Source organism: Clostridium sp., from assembly GCF_050717535.1.
Lineage (GTDB): Bacteria > Bacillota > Clostridia > Clostridiales > Clostridiaceae > Clostridium_AD.
In genome coordinates this window covers 66,242-91,244 of record NZ_JBOITM010000072.1, presented here as the reverse complement: position 1 = coordinate 91,244, position 25,003 = coordinate 66,242, and the positions used below count along the sequence as shown (strand labels likewise).

General features: G+C 31.6%; 18 protein-coding genes. 17 read left to right on the top strand and 1 reads right to left on the bottom strand.

Annotated features, from left to right (window positions below; translation table 11 throughout):
* Positions 1-607: 607 nt before the first annotated feature.
* The 16 genes from ACREVU_RS13110 (at position 608) to ACREVU_RS13035 (ending at position 21,863) form a co-directional block, all read left to right on the top strand.
* Positions 608-1,066 carry a hypothetical protein gene (locus ACREVU_RS13110; protein WP_431552047.1) on the top strand — a complete coding sequence of 153 codons (459 nt, stop codon included), beginning with the start codon at positions 608-610 and terminating at the stop codon, positions 1,064-1,066.
* Positions 1,067-1,502: 436 nt separating this feature from the next.
* Positions 1,503-1,787, top strand: coding sequence for a hypothetical protein (locus tag ACREVU_RS13105; protein ID WP_431552046.1), 285 nt, complete (start codon positions 1,503-1,505; stop codon positions 1,785-1,787).
* A gap of 21 nt (positions 1,788-1,808) precedes the next feature.
* The gene (locus tag ACREVU_RS13100) at positions 1,809-3,035 is read left to right on the top strand and encodes a tetratricopeptide repeat protein (RefSeq protein ID WP_431552045.1); all 1,227 of its coding nucleotides are present in this window, start codon (positions 1,809-1,811) and stop codon (positions 3,033-3,035) included.
* Positions 3,036-3,066: 31 nt separating this feature from the next.
* Positions 3,067-4,245, top strand: coding sequence for a DL-endopeptidase inhibitor IseA family protein (locus ACREVU_RS13095; protein WP_431552044.1), 1,179 nt, complete (start codon positions 3,067-3,069; stop codon positions 4,243-4,245).
* A 121-nt stretch (positions 4,246-4,366) separates the two neighbouring features.
* Positions 4,367-6,262, top strand: coding sequence for a C1 family peptidase (locus ACREVU_RS13090; protein ID WP_431552043.1), 1,896 nt, complete (start codon positions 4,367-4,369; stop codon positions 6,260-6,262).
* Positions 6,263-6,426: 164 nt separating this feature from the next.
* Positions 6,427-7,158 carry a hypothetical protein gene (locus tag ACREVU_RS13085; RefSeq protein ID WP_431552042.1) on the top strand — a complete coding sequence of 244 codons (732 nt, stop codon included), beginning with the start codon at positions 6,427-6,429 and terminating at the stop codon, positions 7,156-7,158.
* Between the two features lie 290 nt (positions 7,159-7,448).
* On the top strand, positions 7,449-8,537 hold the full coding sequence (locus ACREVU_RS13080; RefSeq protein WP_431552041.1) for an Ig-like domain-containing protein: 1,089 nt from the start codon (positions 7,449-7,451) through the stop codon (positions 8,535-8,537).
* A gap of 30 nt (positions 8,538-8,567) precedes the next feature.
* Positions 8,568-11,348, top strand: a complete 2,781-nt coding sequence (locus tag ACREVU_RS13075; RefSeq protein WP_431552040.1) for a hypothetical protein — start codon at positions 8,568-8,570, stop codon at positions 11,346-11,348.
* A 340-nt stretch (positions 11,349-11,688) separates the two neighbouring features.
* The gene (locus ACREVU_RS13070) at positions 11,689-12,495 is read left to right on the top strand and encodes an SLAP domain-containing protein (protein ID WP_431552039.1); all 807 of its coding nucleotides are present in this window, start codon (positions 11,689-11,691) and stop codon (positions 12,493-12,495) included.
* 322 nt (positions 12,496-12,817) lie between these two features.
* Complete coding sequence (locus tag ACREVU_RS13065) at positions 12,818-14,704, top strand: cell wall-binding repeat-containing protein (protein ID WP_431552038.1); 1,887 nt, start codon at positions 12,818-12,820, stop codon at positions 14,702-14,704.
* A 315-nt stretch (positions 14,705-15,019) separates the two neighbouring features.
* Positions 15,020-16,489: a TolC family protein gene (locus ACREVU_RS13060; RefSeq protein ID WP_431552037.1), complete on the top strand. Its 1,470-nt coding sequence runs from the start codon at positions 15,020-15,022 to the stop codon at positions 16,487-16,489.
* Between the two features lies 1 nt (position 16,490).
* Positions 16,491-17,645, top strand: a complete 1,155-nt coding sequence (locus ACREVU_RS13055; RefSeq protein ID WP_431552036.1) for a TolC family protein — start codon at positions 16,491-16,493, stop codon at positions 17,643-17,645.
* A gap of 21 nt (positions 17,646-17,666) precedes the next feature.
* A complete protein-coding gene (locus ACREVU_RS13050; protein ID WP_431552035.1) occupies positions 17,667-18,140 on the top strand; it encodes a MarR family winged helix-turn-helix transcriptional regulator in 474 nt (157 codons plus the stop codon).
* 47 nt (positions 18,141-18,187) lie between these two features.
* Entirely contained in the window at positions 18,188-19,489 is a 1,302-nt protein-coding gene (locus ACREVU_RS13045) for an HlyD family secretion protein (protein WP_431552034.1), read from the top strand.
* 2 nt (positions 19,490-19,491) lie between these two features.
* Entirely contained in the window at positions 19,492-20,676 is a 1,185-nt protein-coding gene (locus tag ACREVU_RS13040; RefSeq protein ID WP_431552033.1) for an ABC transporter permease, read from the top strand.
* 2 nt (positions 20,677-20,678) lie between these two features.
* Positions 20,679-21,863: an ABC transporter permease gene (locus ACREVU_RS13035; RefSeq protein WP_431552032.1), complete on the top strand. Its 1,185-nt coding sequence runs from the start codon at positions 20,679-20,681 to the stop codon at positions 21,861-21,863.
* Between the two features lie 105 nt (positions 21,864-21,968).
* On the opposite strand, the gene ACREVU_RS13030 is transcribed toward ACREVU_RS13035, so the two are convergent.
* The gene (locus ACREVU_RS13030; RefSeq protein ID WP_431552031.1) at positions 21,969-22,364 is read right to left on the bottom strand and encodes a hypothetical protein; all 396 of its coding nucleotides are present in this window, start codon (positions 22,362-22,364) and stop codon (positions 21,969-21,971) included.
* A 235-nt stretch (positions 22,365-22,599) separates the two neighbouring features.
* On the opposite strand from ACREVU_RS13030, the gene ACREVU_RS13025 reads away from it, so the two are divergent.
* Positions 22,600-24,855 carry a cell wall-binding repeat-containing protein gene (locus ACREVU_RS13025; RefSeq protein WP_431552030.1) on the top strand — a complete coding sequence of 752 codons (2,256 nt, stop codon included), beginning with the start codon at positions 22,600-22,602 and terminating at the stop codon, positions 24,853-24,855.
* Positions 24,856-25,003 lie beyond the last annotated feature (148 nt).

Genomic DNA, 25,003 nt, shown 5'->3' with positions numbered 1-25,003 from the left:
TTGAATGAAATCATAATATAACCAAAAAATAAAATGGTAAATCAAATAATAAATATTATAAAGTAAGGATAGCCTAACAGATGGCAGTCCTTACTTTTTTCGTTTTAGAAATTAATGTAAGATATTCTTTTGTAGTATTGATTGGTAAAAAAAAAGTTCATATAAATTATTCACCGAGCTGTCTGCATATACGTTTTGCCTGCATCAAGGCTCTACTATACTTATTTTTATACTTCTGCCAATCATTCATTTTTGAGACGTAAAATTTTGAGCTATCGTAATTTAATAAAATTTAGGTGATTAGGCTTCAAATTGCAAATTAAACTTTTCTTACTGGGTATATTATTTCATATGAAAATGGTAAAATTGAATATATAGAATATATGTAGTCTGTGTGTAAAACGAGTAAAATCAATCAGTGTACAAGCAAGTGCACTAGATATCTTTAGAAAGTAATCTAAATTAGAAAATATAGCATTAGCTCAACATATAAATTTTATGAAGATATTTAAAGTTAAGTAGATGGAATTCTTAGATAGTAAATCAAAGAATGCATAAATAATAGTTATGCAGTGCACAGTGATTACAGTAAAAAAGGGGTGATTAGTTGTATAACTGGACTAAGGAAGAAAATGAAATAGTGGATATAATTTTCAACAGAGAGATGAATGGAGAAATATCATTTGATAAAGCAGCAGACACAGCTGAAAATTACGGAATATCAGACTGGTCTTACAAAAGTTATTCATTTGATAAAAAAGTGAGATTATATAATGAGGATTTTTATAAGTATATTGGTAAAGTTAAAAAAGAATATCTTGATGATAAGTTTGAGATTACAGAAGAAGAGAAGAAACTTTTGAGAGAAAATCCTGACAATAGTTCACTTATGAAGGCTATTTTAGATAATCTTCAGAGAAAACGTGATATCTATGAAATAAAAGAAGCAAAGTATTACTATAAAATTGCTAAAGTTATGATGAAATATGACCATGATGATGAAACTATAAAGAAAATTTTACGACTCACTGATGAAGCCATAAAAGAGATAAGAAATAGCATTTAGATGATATTTAACGGAAGATAAAAAAGGCTATTTTATCTGTAGAAAATTTTATAAGTTATTATTCAGATTTTGAAAAGGCTATAATGCTTGGAAGTAAAAGAAAACATAGATATAATGAAAGATCTACTAGGTAGAAATTAAACAGATATTGAAGTGTTAAAGTGTAGACCAGTTTAATCACATAAAATTAAGAGCAATTACAAGGCTTGTACAGGCCTTGTTTTTATTTTAGAAATTTATATTACAGAATTACAATAGTACATTTATTGTAGCAGTTCCACCTTCAATATTAAACAAACCCATAAAACTCAACGGTTTGAATAACATTTAAAAACAGTCGTAAATCCCCATATTTTCATGGTATAATGCAGATGATATATAAAAATATTACTATAATGTAACAATATATATAAATCTTTTGTATGGAGGTTAGAATATGAAATATTGTGAAAAATGCAAAAGTGTACTAAAAGAGCCATATAGGTTTTGTTCAGTTTGTGGATGCAAGCAGGATTTTAATATTAATGAAAAATTATCAAGTGGAATTAATATAAACAATAGAGTAGTTGACAATAATAGGAATATAGAACAAACAGTTATTAGAGAAGATAATATAAAATCAACTAGCACAAATAGTGATAAAGAAAGAACATTTAATGATTTTAATAAATCAGCTAATAAAGATAGGCTAATAATAGGAGAAACATGTGAAATTTTATAATATTTAATATGGGGTGTTAAGATGGATTTTTTAAAGCAATTACTATTAGCTTTGGTTAGAATATTCTCAGTTTCTATAGCGAGAACTTTAGGAAGAAAGGGAAAGGAAGCATCCGAAAGAGAAGATCAACGAAAAAGAGAGGAAACAAGAAGAATACAACAAAAGAAAACAGAGACTTTCACGACAGGAATAAGATTTGCAAGAACTAAGCAGTACAAGGAAGCATTAGAGAAATTTCAAGAAGCAATAAAGTTTGGGGCCAATAGTGATTCCTGTAAATATAATATGGGAGTTTGTTATACACATCTTGGAGAGTATGAGAATGCAATAAAACATTTGGAAAATACTTTAAGCATTAAAGGTGCAAGAGAAACACTAACAACAGCATATATTAATAGCGGTATTCATAATCAAGATAGAGAAAGATTTTTACTTAATATGAGAGATGTAAATTCTTATAATATTGGTACTAAGGAAGATATAATAAATATGATAAATGTTATTACCATAGAATTATCAAACTATTATACTATTAATTTTGATAAACTAGATGACATTAGAATTAGTGTAATAGTTGATGCATTAGACTTAGATTGTTTAAATCAAGAATATATGATTACAATATGTAAATATTATTTTCAACATAAACAATATGATGTTGCATTAGATTATTGTAAAAAAGCATATGAAGCATTTAAAAATAAAGAAATTATCGAAATCTATGTAAAGATATTAAAAGAGCTAGGAAATGAGAGTAGTTTGATATTATATGAAGAATATATACAAGCTTTCCCTGAGGATGCAGAGATGCGATTATATATAATCAAATTATTAATGAAACATAGAAATTTTGAGCAAGTAGTTAATGTGTGCAAGTTAGGAATTGATATAGATAAAAATAATAGTTACCTAAGAATATATTTAATTAATGCATATATGTATACGGATAATATAGATAATGCAATACTCGAAATCCAAGCATTAATAAATGAACAAAGATTTGATAGTAACATCACGGAATCACATGTACGTGGACTATTAGGTGCATGTTTTATGAAGAAGAAAATGTATAGAATAGCTTTAAAACAGTTTATAGCATGTAGTGAAAAGATAAAAGTAATAGAAAAGTTATATAACCTAGGAGAAATATTTCAAAATCAGAGTGATTTAGAAAGTGCTAATATTTGCTGGGAAGAAATATATTCAGTCGATGCTACATATAAAGATGTAATATCAAAATTAGCATAGGTGGATAATAAATAGGGGGGATTAATTATATATGTACCGTTGCAGTAAATGTGAACATAGAATGGATGATGGTGATATATTCTGCCCAGAATGTGGGTATAGGCATAAAGAAAAAACTCCAAAAATATTAAATAAAGTAAATAGTTTCAAATCTCCAGAAAAAATAAAAAAAAGAAGTAATAAGTTATTAAAAGTAACTATTATATTAGTGTTGCTTTTCTTTGGAGTATTTATGATCTGGAACACTGTTATTTCAGATGATTTTAAAAATTTTATATCAGAGGCATTGCCTATGGAGATGGCGGCCGAATCAGCAGAAAATAGTATAGTAGGTAGTTGGGTTGGTACAGCGGAAGATGGGTCTATTGCATATATTGATTTTGAAAAAGAAAAGTTTAAAATGGTTTATCCAGATTCACAAAGAAGCATGAGTGGAATATATATAATAGTTGATTCTGATACATTAAGCATTTACCCTTTAGTTGTAGATGGTGAAAAGACAGAAGGTAGAACAGAACTGAGACATAAGTTTCATTTTCAAGATGATAATACGTTAGTACTAAATCTTGATGGTAATAAATTGATACTTACAAAAGGGAATTATAATATTAATAATTCAAAAAAAGAACTTGAGAAACAGCAAACAACAACTGAAAATGTGGAACAAATTTATCCAGTAGAAGAATCTGTATGGACTCCATCAGCTAATGTTAATCCGGATGCAGAGTCTACTGGAAGTGAAAGTAATTCAAGTCAGAAAACTATGAATTATACACCTATAAGTAATGAAGATATATTAATTTTAATAGCAAATGCATATAAGGCAGATAGCGATATTTTGCATTGTAAACAAGAAGGACGGCAATTTGGAACAACTAACGGCAGGGGATATACTGAGTTAAAACAAGAATTTAACAGTTATGAAAAAATCAACGATTATTTAGAGAAGTTTTGGGAAGAATCTCATACGGATTTATTTATAAATACATATAATATTAAATCTATTGAGGGTGTCTATTGTGCTCCTATAGGAGATGGGTCAAATCCAGATTATTCACATGGAAATGTAATTAATGTTGTTGATAACGGAAACAAGAAAAATTTAATTATTGAAGCAAATGAAGATGGCAATATATACAAATTCAATCATACAATTATATTTGAAAATGGTAAGTGGGTATTAATGCATAATGAAGAAGGGGGACTTTAAGATTAGTGGTTAAGGTATCATAAGCTAAATATAAAATGGCCATAAAATACTTCTATACATTAGATGAACATATGAAGGAAGTTTATAGAACATAAAATAATATATTAAGGAGTTAGAACTAATGAAAAAAGTGATAAAAAAAGCAATAATTATACTTATATTCTTATTATGTTTAAATGCTTTGAATTCATATGAAAATAGAATAAATGCAACTAAAAGAAAAGAAATTTTGTCAACCAATCAAGTTGTATTGGCAGGGGTACAGGATTTATATCCCCTTAAATCTGGAGAAGTTTTATTAGATAAAAGGGTTTTATCTGCAGATAAAGTGGAACTGTTTACTAAAAATGAAGGAATATACTACAGAAAAGTATTGCAAAACATAGATGGTAGCTGGGTAGAATTAGAAAGTAAAGTCGCGCAGGTTAAATATACTGGGTTAAAAGGAGATGAGAACCTAAGTGCAAAGCATCTTGGGGAAAAAGTATTAGAGAATAAATTACAAGCAAATGGTCTTAATTTAAATCAGCTTCCTTCAAGATTAGACTATTCTAATTCAGGATATTTTCCACCTATAGGAAATCAACAGGAAAACAGTTGCGTTGCGTGGGCAACAGGATATTATCTAAGAACGTTTCAGCAGGCAAGGGATATTGGCTGGGTTGTAGGAAGTAATTTAAAACATATTTTTAGTCCTAGCTTTATATATAATCAAATTAATGACGGCGTTGATGAAGGGGCATCTCTGAATGAGGCAGGAGATTTATTAAAAAGTGAAGGAGCTGCTACACTATATGATTTTCCATACATGGCAAAAGATTACTTGACGCGACCAAGTAGTGAAATAATTCAAAAATCCGGACCAAATAAGATAAGGGATTGGTATGTGCTATATACCAATAATAATTCTTCCGCTTATATAATACAAAAGACAAAAGAATATTTGAATACAGGAGATTTACCAATAGTAGGTATAAATGTGGGATTTAAGTGGATGTACCCTCTTATTAATGCAGATGGGACGAGTATAGTAACCACTGAAAACTATATATTAGGTGGACATGCAGTTGTAGTAGTAGGTTATGATGATGAATTAGCGACTCCGGAAGGTTATGGTGCTTTTAAAATCATTAATTCATATGGAACGAATTGGGGACAAGCAGGATATACATACATGACATATGCAGCTTTTGCAAAAGCAACACTCCAAGGATTTGTCTTTACGGATCTTGTAAATGGTAAGGTTGTAGATGAAATTGGGACGGTAACTCCAAATTTACTATCACAAGATACGTTAAAGTTTACTTGGAGCAACGTAACCAATGCTAGCGGATATAAGGTTCTAGATGAGAACTTTAATGTTATTTCCAATGTGTACAGTGGAGAATACACAGAAAAGTTACAAACACAAACGTATGTAAAGAGATATTTTCAAGCATTTAATGATATATCTGTTTCTAATATTGTATCAGCAGAAATTGATTTAAGTAAAGTAGTGAAAGAAAATTTAGAGGTAGATGTACAAGATACAGTAGACTTTCAAATGAACTTTACTGGCAGTGGAAGATATGATTTAAAAATAAAAGACAAAAATAATACAATTATAAATGAAATAGCAAACAATCAAGGTTCACAAGGACTCAATATATACACATGGAATGGCGAAGATGTATCAGGAAATATAGCGCCAGAGGGTAATTATAACCTAGAAGTTATTCCATATAAGGGACAACAACCTAATGATTCTACAATTATAGACTTTGTAAAGAAATCAAAGCTTGTAACTGCAGATGCAGAAAAATATGAATTTAATGGCAATGTATATAAAGTAGATATCAATGTAAAAGCAGAAGAAATAGGTAAAGTAACTATATATTTTGTAAAAGGAAATACGGAAGAAGTTCTAATAAAAGACAGTGAGATAAATCAAGGAGAGGCAAAAACCTTTAGTGTAAGTAATACTAGTACTATTAATTTAAATGACGAAGATATAAGTATAAAATTGGTTATAAATTAGTATTTGTTATTACTACAGGATAACGGGAGCACATTTTGAGTAGCACTACACCTTGCTAAGATAATTGTTATTCATGAAGCTTGTTTTTATTTTTAATAGATAAGTAATAGTTAGAAACATAACAATGTGATATAATTAATGAACAATGAAGGGACGTGATAAGTATGAAGGCGAAAGGAACAGTAGCAAAACTAGGAGCATTATTACTAATTCTAATATTAATAGTAATTGTATCATTAGGAATTTTTGGTAAAAAGTATAAAGCAGTTAAACCAGATAAAGATCCTACAAAAATAGTTGTAGATGAAAACTATACAAAGGATGTAAAAAAAGAGAAGGAAGTTCAATCAGGACAGGTATATCTTCAAAATGGAATGATAATAGGAACAATGATAGTAAAAGAGGACGTAAGTGACAAAGATGCGAAGAGCTTAGTAGCAAAATATACAACTAAACTTAATAAACCCTATAACGGTGGGAAGATAATTGTGAAAGCAGTTAAGAAGAAAGATGTAACAGCAGCAGTAGTAACTGCTGAAAAAGAATTAACTGTAGTTAGCTATAATTCAGCAAGCATATTAGTAAATGCATTAGATGCTGGAGATACAGTAAAAGTTGGTTTGGTAGCAAGATTAGCAGCCGTAAACGCAAAAATAATAGCTATTAGTAAGGGTATTAAAGGCACAATGACTATAGACATCTTTAATAACAAAGTTGTTAAGATAACTGTTACTGATGGGAAAAAAGTAACGAAGGTCACTGCTAATGGAAAAGCACTTGTAAAAGGAGATCGTTATGCAGTTTCAGAAAATAATGTAACAATAATAGTTGCAGCAGAAACAGATGTAGTAACTATTACAGTTGGTGGAGTAGTTAAGAAAGTAATTTATAATTGATAATCTTAGAGCATAGAAATATGCTCTTTTTATATGCCCAAAATTATGAATTATTGAACGTATTGAAATAAATAACGAACTAGCTAATACACTCGAGAGGGCGTGTTTTAAATAATATTTATTATAAATGGTTCCTAGTTACTTAAATAATAACAGTTTTTAATTCATAGGTATAAAGAAATATCATATATTAACGATAATATTAACATATGAGGGTAATCTTGTATCAAGAAAGATAAAGGCTTCATTCATAGACACTTAACAACATATATTCGGGGGGGTAAACTAAGATGAAAAAGGCTAACAAAATTTTATCACTGATTTCTATAACTGCAATGTCAGTTGTTATATTTACATCATTATGTATTCCGGTTAAAGCTGCTGATGCAGATATATATTTATTGAATGACTTATCAAAACCAGCATATACAAGGAGTGAAACAGCAAACTTTGCTCATCAAAAAAAAATTGGGTTACATTCAGAGAATTACGGATATGAATTAACTGGGAAAATATATAAATTTGATGATTTAACTTCAGTATTCATGAGTCATAATAATGATATTGCTCTAGCAAGAGCTGCACTTGTAATTGAAAAGACAGCATTTGCTGTAATTCCAGGACAAACAACCGACTTAAAGATTGAATCTATAGCTGCTATTAATGCTACAACTGTTAAAGTTAAATTCAACAAGCTAATGGACGATTATTACAAAAAAGGATTAAATTATACGTTTGGCGGAGTAGCAGTACCGGCAAGCAAGGTAGTATATTCAGGCATTACAGCAACATTAAATGGATTAACTTTAGTGAGCACAGTTGATGGGAAAACCCCTTCTTATGAAGTATTAGTTAAGGTAGGTACTACTCAACTGTCTAAACAAAGCATTGTATGGGATAAAATTGCAACGCAAAATTTACTTATTAATAAGGTGGTAGCCATTCCTGATATATTTGTAGTTCAAAATGCTCTACCTGTGCTTCCAAACATTATTGATGTTTTATATAAGAATGGTTCTACAGGGAAAGAATATGTCACTTGGGGTTCTTGTAGTACAAGTACTGTTGGATTGAAAAAAGCTACAGGCACAATAGATGGGTCAACTGTAAAAGCATCAATAAATGTTAATGTAACAGCTATAGAATATGTTAATATTATTTCCATGGACTATTATTCATATATAGGTGCATATTCCGCGAATATTCGGACAGATAGTATTGTAGCTAAAGTGTCTCTTAATGGTGTATACATGTATTATATAGGTAATAATAATTTTCAATTATATACAGTATTAACAAAAGGTTCAACTGCAACCTTTAATGTATACGATGTAGCAGGAAAGCTACTTGGAACAAAAAAATATTTAGTTCAGCAATAATATATTAGCTAATGAGGGGGAATTATTAAAATGCATTTTAATATTTTAAAAAAAGGAATGAAAAGTTTAACACTATTTGGTATGTTTTTATTGCTTAGTATGATATTCTTAAAGACTTCAGTATATGCTGCAGTGCCTTATACCTACACAGCAATCACGGGAAATACAATAGAAGTAACATTTGATTATGCTATATCAGGTAACAATAGCAGTATACCTGTAGACAAAATTGCAGTGTATCAAACTAGTGGAAGTACGGCTATGAGACCTCTTAAAATAAGTTCATCTATAGATGATGGAGACCGTAAAATTTTAGATATAACAATTGGAGAATTAGACTCTGATGTTCTAAATTATGCTGTAAAAATTGATAAGGATGCCTTAACCTTTGATGGTTATATACCTTTAACGAATTTTACTTTACCTTTTTCTACAACAGATTTTGCAATGGGATTTAAAACAATATTTATGAATCAACCAACTCAAACAACAACAGATATCATAAACAAAATCCTTACCTATAATACTACGAGAGACATAAGTATTTATGTACCTAAACAATATATAACGTCAATTGAGACCATACATAAAAAGCAAGGATTGACTGCAACTACTACAACCACGACACCTACGACACCGGCAACCACAACAACTACCACTACGACTACAGCTACAGCAACTGGAACTACTACTATAACTATTACACCTACAACAACAACAACAACTTTTACTCCAAACTATACCAAATTAACAAATATTGATGTTAAGACTGACTCTGCAGTAAAAAGATTGAAGGTTTCAATAGGTACATTGAGTGGAAGGGACCTTTTTCTTAATTCGAATTTTACTGGATTTACAACTGGACAAGCGGGCCTTGATATTGATACAACAGGTACAGATTATACAATTACTATAATGGCTTTTGACATTAATGGAAAACTTTTAGAGAATTCTAGTTATTTTAAAAAAGTAGCAGATGTAAAGACTGAACTTGTTTCTGACTACGTAACAAAAGCAAGCACAAGTGCAGGTAAAACAATTACTCTATATGATTTAATGAAAACCCCAGCTACACTTACATCAATGATACAATCAGTTAAAGACGATACATTAGATTTAATTAAAGTGGTGTATCCTAATACCTCTGACACAAGAGTTATATCGAATATTCAGGGTGAAAGTAATGATGCAGCTAACATGCTTGCTGAGGCACTGAGTGATAATAGTGTTCAATATATCAAATTCGTCTCTGCATTACCTATAACTTTGAGTCAGGCTATGACATTGGCAAGAACAGGAAATGAAAGAAATATTGTTTTAGATGGGAATGGGTCAACAATTACTGGTAATGTTACAATTGGAAGTGGAAGTAGCGATACTAACAAATATGAATTAAGGAATGTAACTATTAATGGAGATCTTTCAGAAACTGGAGAAAATTGTATATTAACTAATGTAATTGTTAAAGGAAGCACCATAGTTTCAAATAAAAATAGTGCTACAGTTACAGATGTTGCAATAATAGATGAAGCTTTAAAGGCTGACAAGTCTTTGTTTGGAATAGCTGATGTGATAAAAATAGGAGTTAAATTTAGCGAACCTGTTTTTGTGGTTGGTAACCCTAAGCTAAATTTAGGTGGCGTTAATGCTATTTATGATGAAGTCAGTACACAGGATGCAACAATAAATCCTAAACATGATATAGTTGTGTTTAAGTATATAGTGCAAGAATCAGACAATATTGTAAGTATAGCTACAGGAAGCACTGCCATAGATCTTACGACTGGAGATATACAAGCTAGAGTAGGAGCATCTGCTACTAGTGTAGATGGTACAAAAGCAAATTCAAAAACAATATATTCATCAATTTCAAAGAATAAAATAGTAGCAGACGGTGTAAGACCAAGTCTATCTACTACTAATCCTATTAGTGCAACTACCTCAGCGATAGTATATGTAGCAAGTAAACAATTAGACAAAGCTTCTGCTGAAGTAGCAGGAAATTGGATAATAAGAATTGTAGATGCTAGTACTCCTAACGGATTTACAGATGTGGTACCTTTAAGAGCTTTTTTACAGGGAGATAATAAAACGGTTATAATTGATATGCCTATTAGCTTGACTGCTGCTAATATCGTGGCAATTAATACAACTCATAACGTGGCAAGTGTCTTTATGACCAATGCTGTGAAAGATAAGGCAGGAAATGGTGCAAGTGATATGGTTGTTCAAGCTGCAGGTTCACTTGGAACAGCATGGCACAATAGCATTGTTGGATTAGATAGTACTAAAGGCTATATAGTAATTGCTGGAACTGGAGATAGCGCTCAATCTAATGTAAAAATGGTAAGCGGATTAAAAAATGGAGAAACATATAAAGTTGTGGACGTAACTGCAGCAAACAACACTGTTGCAACATATGAAGCTCTACCATTAACTACAGTTGGAGAAGTTCAAATTGCAGTAGCTTATGATTTAACAGCAACTAACGCTACTATAGCTAATGCAACAGCGGCTGGAGTAACTGATACTTATACAGGAAGACTTACTACTAAAACAACTGCAATAGGTACAGAAAATGAAAAAATAACTGCATTGACTACAGAAATCGTTACAGCTAAAGCAGCTTTAACTGCTTTAACTGTTGATAACACTGAAACTCCAACAGCTGGTACAATTACAACAGCAAATAAAGCTGCATTCCAAACAGTTATTGATAATGCTACTATAGCATCTGTAACAGATGCGACAACAATAGCTATTGTTGTTTCGACAACAACGACTTTAACTGCAGGACCTACAAAAAACTAGTAATAAGCTTACTTCGTCTTGCAAAGAAACTTAAGGAGTGTAAACCAATTGTGAATGGACAATTAAATAATAATGGGAGAAGGGCGGTTAAAAGCTGTCCTTCTCTATATCAATTAAGTATTAGTTAGTCCGTATTATTTTGAATTATTTGGTTACAAGGTAATAGGAAGAGCAGGAAGCTAAATCAGGAAATAAACCTTTTATTAGAACACAATTAGTAATATAATACTAAGTGTGATAAATTCTAAATTTTATTTTATTCATTAATAATAGTGATATAAATAGACAGTTTTCATCAAATTTGAAAAAAAAACCAGTTTTTTATTACAGGAGGACAATTATGAAGAATGATGTAACCAAAGCTAAATTACAACTATATTTAAATGACGAGCATGAAGCTGCACATGCAGACGCTAAAAAGGAGTTTTATAGAGACGAACTAGAAAGTTTACCAGACATGAATGAAGGTGATATAAACATAAATACAACTTATGTATTTGATTTAGGTGACAAAGTTGAAGTAGGTGTTTATTTTAGAAATGGCCTTTCCAAAGAAATTAATTTTGACAAGCTTCCTCTTATGATACTAAATTCAAAAGACGAAGTTGTGGCAAATCAAATTTTTGAACTTAGAGAAGTAGGAAATATACCAGCATACTCTGCAGTACCTTGGAAACTATATTTTGACAAAAAAAATATTGTTGTTGATATAGTAGCTTTAAAGGATGAACTACGAATAGTTTTTAATTCAAATATAAAAGCATACAATAGTGCTAACATAGAATTTGAAGATGTACCTAATGATTCACAATTTAAAAAATTACATAAATATCTAAATAAAATGCCGCCAATTACATCAGGGGATGTTAGCATATCGTTGTATAAAATTCTAAAGGGCGATAATGGTGAATTAAAAATATCGATAATAGTGAGAAATGCATCAACTAAAAAAATCAAAATAGAAAAGATACCTGTTACTATTAAGAATATGGATAATGATAAAATAGTAGCCATAGGTACATGTAACACTAGTGATTTGGAAGTTAATTCACTAAAAGCGAAGTTTATAAATTTAGAATTTAGTGCTAAGCAGATTTTAGAGACGGATTTTAATGTGGATAACTTATCTGTACATTTTAATGAATAGTTCATTAAAGACTTCAGAAGCAGTTGTGAATATAATCCTCTAGTATCATTGCCAAGGACAATATAAAAAAGAGCGTTAAAAAGCTAAAAGATGATTCCCGCATTGTAAGGGAATCATCTTTTTTATGTCCCAAAAATCATTATTAAAGAGTATTCTAAATAATTAGTATAGAATAAATTCTATTTTTCTGATAAAATAAAGATAGTGAAAAATGAACATAATTATCAATAATAGTATTATATATCCATGAAAATCATATTGAAGGATTTTTAATTGAATAGTTTTGTAGAAAAATTTAATTTCTAAAAGGGGGATGGGTCAAATGTTAAAAACTAAAAATAGGGTTTTCTCTATCTTATTAATGTTTACTTTATTATTTATTATATCTGTAAAGGTTGAGGCTGCAACTAAACTTACCAGATTATCTGGATTAAATAGGTATGCAACCTCAGCGGCGGTTGCAACGGATGGTTGGCAACAATCGGATTATGTAATACTTACTAGCGGTGCAAATTTTCCTGATGCGTTAAGTGCAGCTCCACTAGCTAAAAAGTATAATGCGCCCATTATGTTAACTCAAAAGGATGTGATTCCTACAGAAACAATTAATGCCCTGCAGGTATTAAAAGTAAAAAACATTTTAATAGTTGGGGGCACTGGTGTTATTTCTACCACAGTTGAAGATAAAATAAAATCAATGGGGATAAAGACTACAAGATTCTCTGGTGCAGATAGATATGGGACCGCTATTAAGGTAGCGGAGCAACTGGATAATGTTAGCGAAATTTTTATTGTGACTGGAGAGGATTTCCCTGATGCACTATCTGTTTCACCAATAGCTGTAAAAAGAAACATGCCCATAATTTTAATTGGACATAATACAATTCCTGAAGTGGTTAAGTCTTATATAAGCAGTCATAATATAGCTAAAACTTATGTGATTGGTGCAGGTTCTTCATTAGACCAGGGCACATTATCTACACTATCTAATGTTGAAAAAATAAGTGGAGTGGACAAGTATGAAAAGAATTTAGCTATTATTGATAGATTTAAGAGTGATTTAGATTTTAATACAATATACATGACCTCAGGTGAGAATTTTCCAGATGGCTTGACCGGTTCTATTTTGGCAGGTAAAAACTCTAATGCAATGTTTTTAGTGGGTAATGATTCTAGCTCCGAAAAAAACTATTTTAGTAAAAATTCTATTGAGTTGAATAATATTAAAGTATTAGGTGGTACAGGAGTTGTAACTGAAGCAACTATTAATAATTTGATAGATTCAACTACAAATACTAACCCTGACTTAAGTGTAACTGATATTGCTAAAAATGTTAATGGTATTGTTAAGTTAGAAGCAAGAGACAAGAATAATAATATTTTTGCCACTGGAAGTGGGTGTATAATATCTTCAGAGGGAAAACTTATAACTAATTATCATGTTATAAATGGGGCTTATTCTGCTGACGTTGTGCTTGAAGATGAAGCAAAGTATGAAGTTGGTGAAATTTTAGGTTATAGCAAAGAAAAAGACCTAGCAATCTTAACATTAAAAAATGCGAGTAATCTGCCTAAAGTTGGATTAGGAGATTCAGAAACCCTTAAGTTAGGAGATCAAATAGTTACTATAGGAAGTCCTGCGGGAATACAAAACACCATTTCTACTGGAATTGTTAGTGGTTTAAATAGAACAAATAGTAGGGAAGGCAAAGATATTCAAATAAGTGCCGCTATAGATAAAGGCAGTGCTGGTGGTGGTTTGTTTAATATGAGTGGACAAGTAATTGGAATAACCTACTTGGCAGCAGACGCGTCAAGTGAGTACAACTATGCTATACCTATAAATGAAGTTAAACCATTAATTAATATAACAACGACGACTACCTTATCGCAATTAGCAGCATCAACCACACCGGTTACAGCAGGTTATTTTCCTTTTCTGACGGACGTGCCTGTACCTGCAAATGCAAATTATTACAAAGCTTTAGTATCAGATGATGCTAAGGATATAACTTATTACTTTTCAAAATCATCTATACTAAATAATTTTTTTGTATCTTATTCTAAATTGTTAGTAGATAGTGGCTTTAAACTTTCTGAAACAAGTATAGTTAATGAAAATCAAGTGACAAAATACACTAAAGGAGACAATTCAATTTCAATTGGATTTGTCGGATATGATATTTATGTAACTGGAAAAATTCATTAGGGTAAAGGGGCTTTAATACAATATAAAAAAATGTAAAACAAATAAGTGACAAGTCATCATGCGAAATGTGTGGTGGCTTATTTTTATAAAAAAATAGTGTCTGTTATTTAATTTTGGTAGCTTTGGTAAAAATTACAAATACTATTACAAAACCTGCAGAGAACACATTGCTTTGGGTGTGGATTAATAGCATTAAAGTACCATGTAAAGATTACATTTCTAATATTGACAACATTTTACTCATATGATAATATATTATTAGTATATATATAGTATATATGTGTATTAAATAATTCAAAGGGGTGAAAGTGTACTGTGAAAAAGAAAAATATGATTAAAAATATAAGTCGTGCATTAGTTTTGCTATGTATTTTTGCTATAGGTACCTCTGCTAAAGTTAAAGCAGATAATGTAAGTGTAACTCAGGATATGGGTAAACAGCAGGCTGTTGACACAGCACTTAAAAATAGCACTAAGATGTTAAAAGTAGACAGAGGGCTCATAACAATAAAGAGAAATTACGATAAGTATAAAGAAATTAGTACTGATGTAGTGAGCTTGAAAAAGAGTCTTGAACAGTATAAATCTGCTTATAGTATGGCATATAGTGCAGAAAGCATGGCTAAGTATAAAGGTCTAGGTAGCCTTATAGCATTATTTACCCAAGCTGAACAAATACCTGATGAGATAACTCGTAATGCTACCATAGCAGCAATAGTAAATAGTCCTACAAATACTAATCATTTAACTAAAGTTCAAGCACAAGGACTGTTAGCAAAAGCAGATGCACAGATAGCTGAGTTAAAGGAGGCCGGGAATAAACTTGCGAAGGTAGGACTTACAGAGCTTGATCCTACTACTGGCGGTGACAAACCTAAAATTTTATCTCCTGCAAAGACGTATGCTACATTTGTATATTTAAGAAATATACCCTGGTATATTGCTCAAGATATGATGGATAAAACAAAGCTGCAACGTGAAGTAATACAAAGTGCTACGGATGTATTGGTTAAGCAGGGTTATGATACTATACTATATGCAGAAGATGGTTATAATCTTACAAAGCAGCTTTATGATAAGCAAGTCAAGGATTATGGACAGTTAGTTAAAAAATATGAGGTGGGATCTGCTTCTGAACTGGAGAAGAATTTAGCCCAAATAGAACTTCAAAAGTCTAAACTGAATTTAGACAATCTACAAAGACAGGTTGAAAATGGTAAAACCAAGCTAAATCAATCTTTAGCTGTGAATTTAAAAGATAATTATAATTTTAAAGATAAAAAAATAGAAACAAAGGATCCACTTACTTACGATGAATATTTAACTAATGCCATGAAAAATAGGGCGGAAATTTTGGATGCTGATATAACCATAGCTGAAAAACAAAAAATATTTGATGATTTACAAGGATATTTTAATAAGGTAGATGTGGAATATTTACAGGCAGAGCAGGAAATAGAACAGGCTAAATTAAAGAAAGACCAAACAAGTAAACAAATAGAAACAGAGATGCAAAGTGATTATTTGGATGTAAAACAAAAACAATCAGCTTTGAAATTAAGTTCTCAAAAGGTGGAACAAGCTAATAATCAATATAATGTAGTTAATATTAGTTATAAAACAGGAATGCAGCCACTGTCAATGCTTTGGCTAGTAGAACTTGGAGTAAATAAAGCACAAATGGATAATAACAAAGCATTAAGAGATTATAATAATGCACTGTATGCTCTTGATGCAAACTGTAAAATAGGGACTAAATATGTAATGGAAAGGATAGGTGAATAGTATGAATAAGAAGGCTAAATTAGTAGTTTCATCTTTAGCAATATTAGGGGTGCTTAGCACAATTGGTATGCCTGTATTCGGAGCTAACAAAAATAGTACAGAAGTTATGGATATGGAGAGTGTTATTGCGGCTGTTGCTAGTGGTAATTCCTCTTTGAGTCTATATGATAAAAAAATCAAAATACTCACTGAAAAGATCAATGCTGTTGTCCCATATGACGAGGAAACAAATTATGACAGAGGGACTAGAGCAGACGAAACAGATTATCAAAGAGAGATGAGGTTAAATGTTAATCCACCTAGAAGAGAGTTAGAATTACATAATCTTCTGTGGGATAAACAGCAAGATCAGGATGAGATAGTTATCTCCTCTAAGCAATACTATTATCAATATGTGTTGCAAGATCAAATAATTGAACTTCAGAAGAGTAAAATTGAAAGATTAAAAAAAGTTTTAGAAAATAAAAAAGCGGGTATAGATATAGGGACAGAAGCAGGGTACACTTTAATCGACGATCAGGTTAATGTAAATGATGCAGAGACTGCACTTTTGCAGTTAATTAATGAAAAAGAGAATATAAGAATGAAGTTAAATATTAACATGGGTAAAAATGTAGATGCACCTTTAATGGTAAAGACTAAGGATATTCCTTATGAAGAGTATAAAGCAGATAAATTAGATGACGTAGTAGCAAAAACATCAAAAGGCTATCATACAATAACGGCTATGAGTGAAGAAATAAGATTGGATACAAAAGAAAAAGGCATTGCAGATGAATATGATACAGATCCAAATCAACTTGTAAGGGCGGCATCCCCTAATACGGACTATAAATCTTGGTCTGAAACTTTAGGAGATACAATTGTAAACTTAGGATATGATTTAACGGATGAAAGCATAGATGTAGAATCCAAAATAAGAACTGACTACAATAATGTATTGAATCTTAATAATACCGTTTTAGTTAAAAAACTAGATTGTGATAAAGCGGAAACACTTCTTAATACAGAGAAGGCGAGACTAACTGCTGGGCAAAGTGTACAACTTAGTGTGGACACAGCACAAGAGATGTTAAATGCAGCTACTGTTGAACTTAGTAAGGCAAAAATAGATTACTTTGAAGATGCACAGCAATTTAAAAACTATATAAAGTGAGAGTGATTACTATTGAATAAAATGGATGATTTAGAAAATGCCTATGATTGGATTGATGATGTATCCACAAAAATACTAGGTAATTTTATTAAGACTACTTTTTTGATCGATAATGTATTTGAAATATACTATAAGAAAATAGGTTTATCTAAAACACAGTTCTATTCTCTATATGTGGTATATTTGGCTGGGGAGGAAGGACTAACATTATCTGATCTTGGAAATAAAATGAGAGTGACAAAAGCTAATATAACATCTTTAGTGGATAGAATGGAGAGTTATGGTTATTTTATTAGAATTAACAATCCTACTGACAGAAGAAGTATAAAAACTATAATAACAAAGGAAGGCAGGCGAGTACTTGCAGAAGTATTGCCAGAATATAAAAAGTTTTCTTCTGAAATTATGACTTTTTTATCTAGTGAGGAGAAAAGTGTTGCTAATTTACTTTTAGAAAAAATTCAAAAATATTTGCTTCAAATATATTTTTCCTAAAAGTAGTTTGTTTTAATTATTATGTTATATTAGGGGGTAATTTAAAAATGAATAAAGAGGATAATAAGGATAATAAGGATATGCAGGATATGCAGGATAAGCAGGATAAGCAGGATAAGCAGGATTATCAAGATGAAAAAGTAAAAAAAGTAAAAAAGGTAGAAAAGGTAGAAAAGGTAGAAAAGGTAGAAATGAATAAAAAGAGTAAAACGAAAAAAATAATAGTTTCTATATTTGTTATTGCATTAGTTATAGGGGGTACAGCACTTATTCGCTACGGTGTTAAAGCTATATCAGTTTCTGACTTAAGCTTAGCAGCAGAAAAATTAATTAAAGAGAAAGAACAGAATTTTATAGTTCAAGGCGCCATAGAGTCTGATGAAACTAATATTAATACAAAAGTACCAGGAAATATAACAAAGATAAAAGTAGCTGAAGGGGATAGAGTTAAAAAAGGTGATGTGCTAATGACAATAGCTAGTGACAGTTTAATGGCTAAAAAAGCTCAAGCAGAGGGTGCAATTGCAGCTGCTACAGGACAAATGAAAGCAGCAGAAGCTGCAAAAGCCGCAGCTTCTGCTCAATCATTAAAGGCAAAAAATGGTGCTCAGCCAGAAGATATAGCAAAAGCAAAAGCCGCTTATGAATTTGCAAAGGGGCAAGATAAAGTAGCAAAGGATTCTTATGACAGGGTACATTCTTTATTTTTACAAGGAATTGTTTCAAAACAGACCGATGATGAAACTTCTGTAAAGATGCAAGGTGCAGATACCCAAATGGAAGTAGCAAAGCAAACTTATGATCAAGCAATGGCTGGGGCAAGAGCCGAAGATAAGGTAGCAGCAAATGCCTTAGTTAGTCAAGCAGATGCTATGGTTCAAGCTGCACAAGGGTTAATATCTCAAGCGCAAGGAGCGGCGCAAGAGGCGCAATCTTATATTAAGGACACTACAATTATAGCACCAACAGATGGAGTTATAGTTACTATTAATCCACAGATTGGGGAGCTGGTTTCTACAGGAATGCCATTGATTGTAATTTCAAATATAGACAAACCTTGGATAGAAGTAAAAGTTGAGGAGAAAGCTCTCGCTAGTGTTGTCCTTGGGCAAAAGGTTAATGTTAAATTAATAGCCTATGGAAGTGAAAACTTCCAGGGAAAGATTGTTAGAATAAATCAAAAACCAGATTTTGCAACAAAGAGAGCAACCAACGATAATGGGCAGTATGATATTTTATCCTACGGTGTTAAGGTAGAGTTTACTAAAATGGATAAAGAATTACACCCAGGAATGACAGCTTTAGTGGACTTTGGTAAGAAAAAAGATGCCACTAAAGCTGCGAAATAATTATGAAGAATATACATTTTTGGAGAGGTGCAATGCATTGGGTTGTGCTCTTTAAAAAGAGATTAATGCTTTTTATAATGCTATTTGGTATTCCAATTTCTTTAAGCTTTTTATTTGGTTATAGTATGCAAGCCAAACAAATTAGCCATATACCAACAATTATTGTAGATAGAGATAATTCAGCTCTTAGCCGAACAATTATTCAAGAAATAAAAGATAATGAAATTTTTGATATTGGTATTTATTCGCAAAAAGATAGTGATGTAGAGAAGTATATAGAAGAAGGGAAAGCCATGGTGGGAGTTATAATACCTGCCTCCTTCTCACAAAATTTATTAGAAGGAAAAGGACAAAACGTTCTTGTGTTTTATGATGGTTCGCAAATGTCTGGCATAAGTGCAGCTAAGGCTAGAATGACAGAAATATTGTTGACTATTAAAACTGGATATTTGAAACAGGTCATGGAGGGGAAACTAAATATACTTCCAGGTCAATCTATGAAAACAGTTCAACCTATGTTTTTTACCTATAGAATATTAAATAATCCAACTAGAAATTATGTGAATTTCTATATATCAGGAATGCTTATATCGGTTATTCAAGTAGGATTGGTTATGATAGGTGCAGATCGTGTTCGTGATGATGAAAAATTTTTTATTTTTCATATTATTAAAGCATTGATTTGGGGAGCTCTGGGAACTATTTCAATTATTATTACTTTATGGATACAAGTCCATTATTTTGGGGTGCCTTTTCTAGGGACATTGAAAGGGGCATTAGTATTAACATTGCTGTATTCCACGGCTATGATTAGTGCGGGAATGATTTCGAGTTTAATTATTCCGAGTAAGATTTTAGCTACTCAGGTAGCAGCAATACTAGTGTTACCTACTAGTATACTCGGAGGGTTTACATTTCCTTTAATGGCTGTACCAACGTTCTTTCAGAAGTTAGGTTCAATGATACCCTATGTCCATTATGCAGAACCAATGAGAGATTTAAATATGAAAGCTATTGGTGTAAGCTATATTGCAAATGATATTATTTGGCTGGGCAAATTTATTATATACATCTGGGTAGCTTCTGCGGTAGTATTTTTTGCTAAGAAGGGTGTAAAATTCTTATGGAATAGGAGAAAACAAAAGAAGCTAACAATAGGTAATCATAGTACAGAGGTGGGGATATAGACATGACTAAAAAGGAAAAAGTCACATTAGTTTTAAATTGGACAAAAAATATTCTTATACAAATTCCCTTGATTGTATTTTTTACATTTGCTTTTGGAACTGTATATAGTAATACCTTCGTGGATAAGATACCTATGGTCATTGTAGATTATGATAATTCAAGTACATCTAGGACAATTATAAAACAGTTTGATGAAAGCCAAGGATTTAAAATTACTGAGTATGCAAATTCAGATAGTGAGATGCGGGAATTGATTCTTAGAAAAAAAGTTAGTGCTGGACTTGTAATACCAAAATATTTTAAGAAAAATATAAGTGATCAAGATGCTCCAAAGACATTATTTGTTGTAGATGGAACTAATTTAGTAGTTGGAAATAATGCTTTTGCTTATGGAAGCGAAATACTAAATACACTTAATGCGGGGGTTCAACTTAAAGTTCTAGAGGGAAAGGGAATGGTGCCGTATGAAGCTATGAAATCCCTTACGTCTATGAATTTCGTTCAACGTACTGTGTATGACCCTCAAATGAGTTATATGAAGTATTTGATGTTTGGTATAATTGGAATAATGATACAACAGACAGTTTTATCTGTGCTAGCACCAATGTTAATAGAGGATAAGAGAAAAATGGTGAATATAAAATTACGTTCAAAAGCAGGAATCATATGGCTTGGGAGAGTAGTTGCACAAATCACTATGGTGATAATACTAGCTATTATTGGATTTACTTCTTGTTTTTATGTAATTTGTAAATATTATAATTTACCACTTAGAGGCAGCGTGCAAAACAATCTTATACTACTCTTAGTATTTATTCTTGATATAATCGCAGTGTGTTTTGTTTTGGCATCAATATTTAGGAAGGTACTCCCTTGTGTGCAACTTTGCATGTTCTTATCTGTACCATCCATTCTTACTTGCGGCTATGTTTGGCCTGCATTTATGATGCCAACGGGGTTAATTGAGAAAGTTAATTTGGTTTGGCCAATAGGGGCATTTATTAATCCACTAAGAGATATAAATATTAAAGGCACAGACTATTTAGGAATACTTCCATATATTAAAAGCGGACTTCGTTATGCGGCAATATGGATTCCTATCGGGATTGGGTTTTATATATTTAGAATTTATATGGATAAACTTATAGAAAAGAAAAAAGCTAAACACCTTATAACCACACCTTAGACCTTCCACCATAGAGGGTTACGGTGGTCAAAAACAGTCAGAAAGATCTGGCTGTTTTTTAGCGCAAAAAAACCCCCGAGGGTGAAATGCCCCCCGGAGGTGATACTATTTTGACATAATCTGTAGTATAACATCCTTGCCGTTTTTTTGAATTACAATATTTGCTAGATGTTTATCTTTTTTTGCGAAAATGCTATTGTATTTTTTTGAGTCTGTAATAGTCCATCCATCTTTTTTTAAAATGTTTTCATAATCTTGAAACACCTTTGTATCTGTAGTGCTTTTTATAGTATATTTCGAAGTAGCAAGCGCTACTTTCTTACTTGCAGCAGTGTACAGGGTTGGTTGCACTCCATTATATGATGGAAGATATTTCGTTTTTTCGGTATAAGTTATCTTAATAGGTGCTGTAGTAGTATTATTAGCAGTAGCTTTTGATCCACAAGCAACAAATAATATCGATATACCTAGTACCATTGGAATGTATAAGAATTTTTTCAAAAAATCACCTCATTAAAATTTTAGTCATAATTCGATAAAATGTCAAGTTTTTCTCTTTAGACACAACATATCGCAAAAGAACAAGACTGGTATAAAATATTATGCCCTACTGTTTCAAAGGTACATTTTATTAAATAAATTGTTAATAAACCAGGACTAAATTAGCTTTACAATGGGATACTTTGTGTTAATATAGATATTAATGGAATTAATTATTATTGGGGGGGAAATTATTATGAAAAAAAGACGTTCAATTATTATTATCTGTTTTATGATGGTTTTTTTATTACAAGCTATGAATGTACAGGTATTTGCAGATACCGTTGTTAATGTAACATCAATAAGTTTAAATAAAACGACAGATGTTTTAGCAATTAATGGAGTAGATACACTAATTGCAACTGTAAATCCAGCAGCTGCAACGAATCAATCTGTTACCTGGATGTCATCTAATCCTGATATAGTAAAGGTATTTAATGGGGTAGTTATGGCTATAAGTCCTGGAACTGCATTAATTACAGCAACTACAGTTGATGGATATAAGAGCGCATCTTGTATGGTTGTTGTTAATCAATCAGTTACCTCTTTAAGTTTAAACAAAAACCAAGTGACATTAACTATTTTTGGCAATGACACTTTAATAGCCACTGCAAATCCGAGTACTGGGACAAGTCAAACTATAACTTGGTCCTCTTCAAATACTGCCATAGTACAAGTCAATAATGGATTAATAATTGGGGTTGGAGCTGGAACTGCAGTAGTTACTGCAACTTCGGCTAATGCTAGCAATGCTGTAAGCTGCGCTGTTAAGGTTACTAGCCCAGTAATATCAATAAATTTAAATAAAATCTCAGATTATTTAATAGTTGGAGCCTCAGATGTTTTAACTGCATCTGTATATCCGCAAACTTCATCCAATCAAGCAGTAATCTGGGCTTCCTCAAATACAAGTATTGTACAAGTAATTGATGGTATAGTAATTGCAGTGAGTGAGGGTTCTGCTAAAATTACGGCAACTACTGCTGATGGGAGTAAGACAGCCGTCTGTAGTATTGTTGTCAATAGTGCAGGATCAGTAGGCTCAACAGTAACCTCAGTAAGCTTGAATAAAACCTCTGACAATTTAAATCTTGGATCAACAGATACATTAATTGCAACTATAAACCCAATTACTGCTACAAACCAAGCTATAAATTGGACTACTTCTAATGCTGCTATTGTAAAAGTAGTTAGCGGGGTGGTAATCCCTGTAAGTGCAGGAAGTGCAATTATTACAGCTACTAGCGTAGATGGAAATAAGACCGCAAGTTGTATGGTTGTTGTTAATGGTACAGGAACTGTAACTGTAACTTCAATGAGTTTAAATAAAACCTCGGATAATTTAAAACTTGGAGCAACAGATACCTTAATTGCGACTATAAACCCAACTACTGCTACAAACCAGGCAATAACTTGGTCTACTTCTAATGATGCTATTGCAAAAGTAGTTAACGGGGTGGTAATCCCTTTAAGTGTAGGAACTGCAATTATTACAGCTACAAGTGTAGATTCATATAAAACTGCAAGCTGTACAGTTGTTGTTACTGCTACAAGTAGTATAAACCTAGTAAGGCTTGGTGGAGTGGATAGATACCAAACTGCAACTGCTATATCTCAGTCAGGCTGGAAAACAATTTCAGGTTATGCGGTACTTGCTACAGGTAATGATTATCCGGATGCTTTAAGTGCAGCGCCACTTGCAAAAAAATATAATGCACCAATTCTTTTAACAGATAAAAATTCAATACCACAAACTGTAATAACTGAGCTTAAAAGATTAAGTGTGGCTCATATTTTTATAACAGGTGGTACTGGAGTGGTATCTAAAAGTATTGAAAATCAACTTAATGCAATGGGTATAGCTACAGAAAGACTTGGTGGGGCTGATAGGTTTGAAACCTCCATTAAAATAGCTGAAAAGCTAGGCGGGATATCAGGAGAAATCATGGTAACTAATGGTATGCAATATGCAGATGCTCTATCAGCATCCTCTATTGCAGCTAAAAAAGGAATTCCAATAATACTAGTAAGTAAAGATGTATTACCCGCTTCTACAAATACATTTATAAGCAATAAGTCTTTTACAAAGACATATATATTAGGTGATACTGACTTAATAAGTAATTATGTAGCAAATAAGTTTCCTACTATAGAAAGAATAGTTGGTAGCAACCAGTACGAAAGAAACATTAATATAATAAAGAGATTTGAGAGCGATATAAATTTTAAAAGTATTTGCGTAGCTACAGGAAAAGATTTCCCTGATGCTCTTTCAGGCTCAGCAATAGCAGCAATGAATTCTACCGCTATAGTTCTTGTAGATGACAATAATTTAAAAGATATAACCACCAATTATATAAGTGGAAAACTTGCACAAGTTAATGATGTTTATATATTTGGACTACAAGGAGCAGTAAGTGATGCTACTATAAATACATTATTTAAAAAATAGTGTTTAGATATAGACACTAAAGTTTACTAAATCACTCTTAGGGATGTCCCCTTAGGGTGATTTTTTTAGTTGCTTAGGGTATAAAAATAAATAAATATATATTTTACTGCAAAATATGTCGAAATAAAACCGGGCATATATTAGTAAA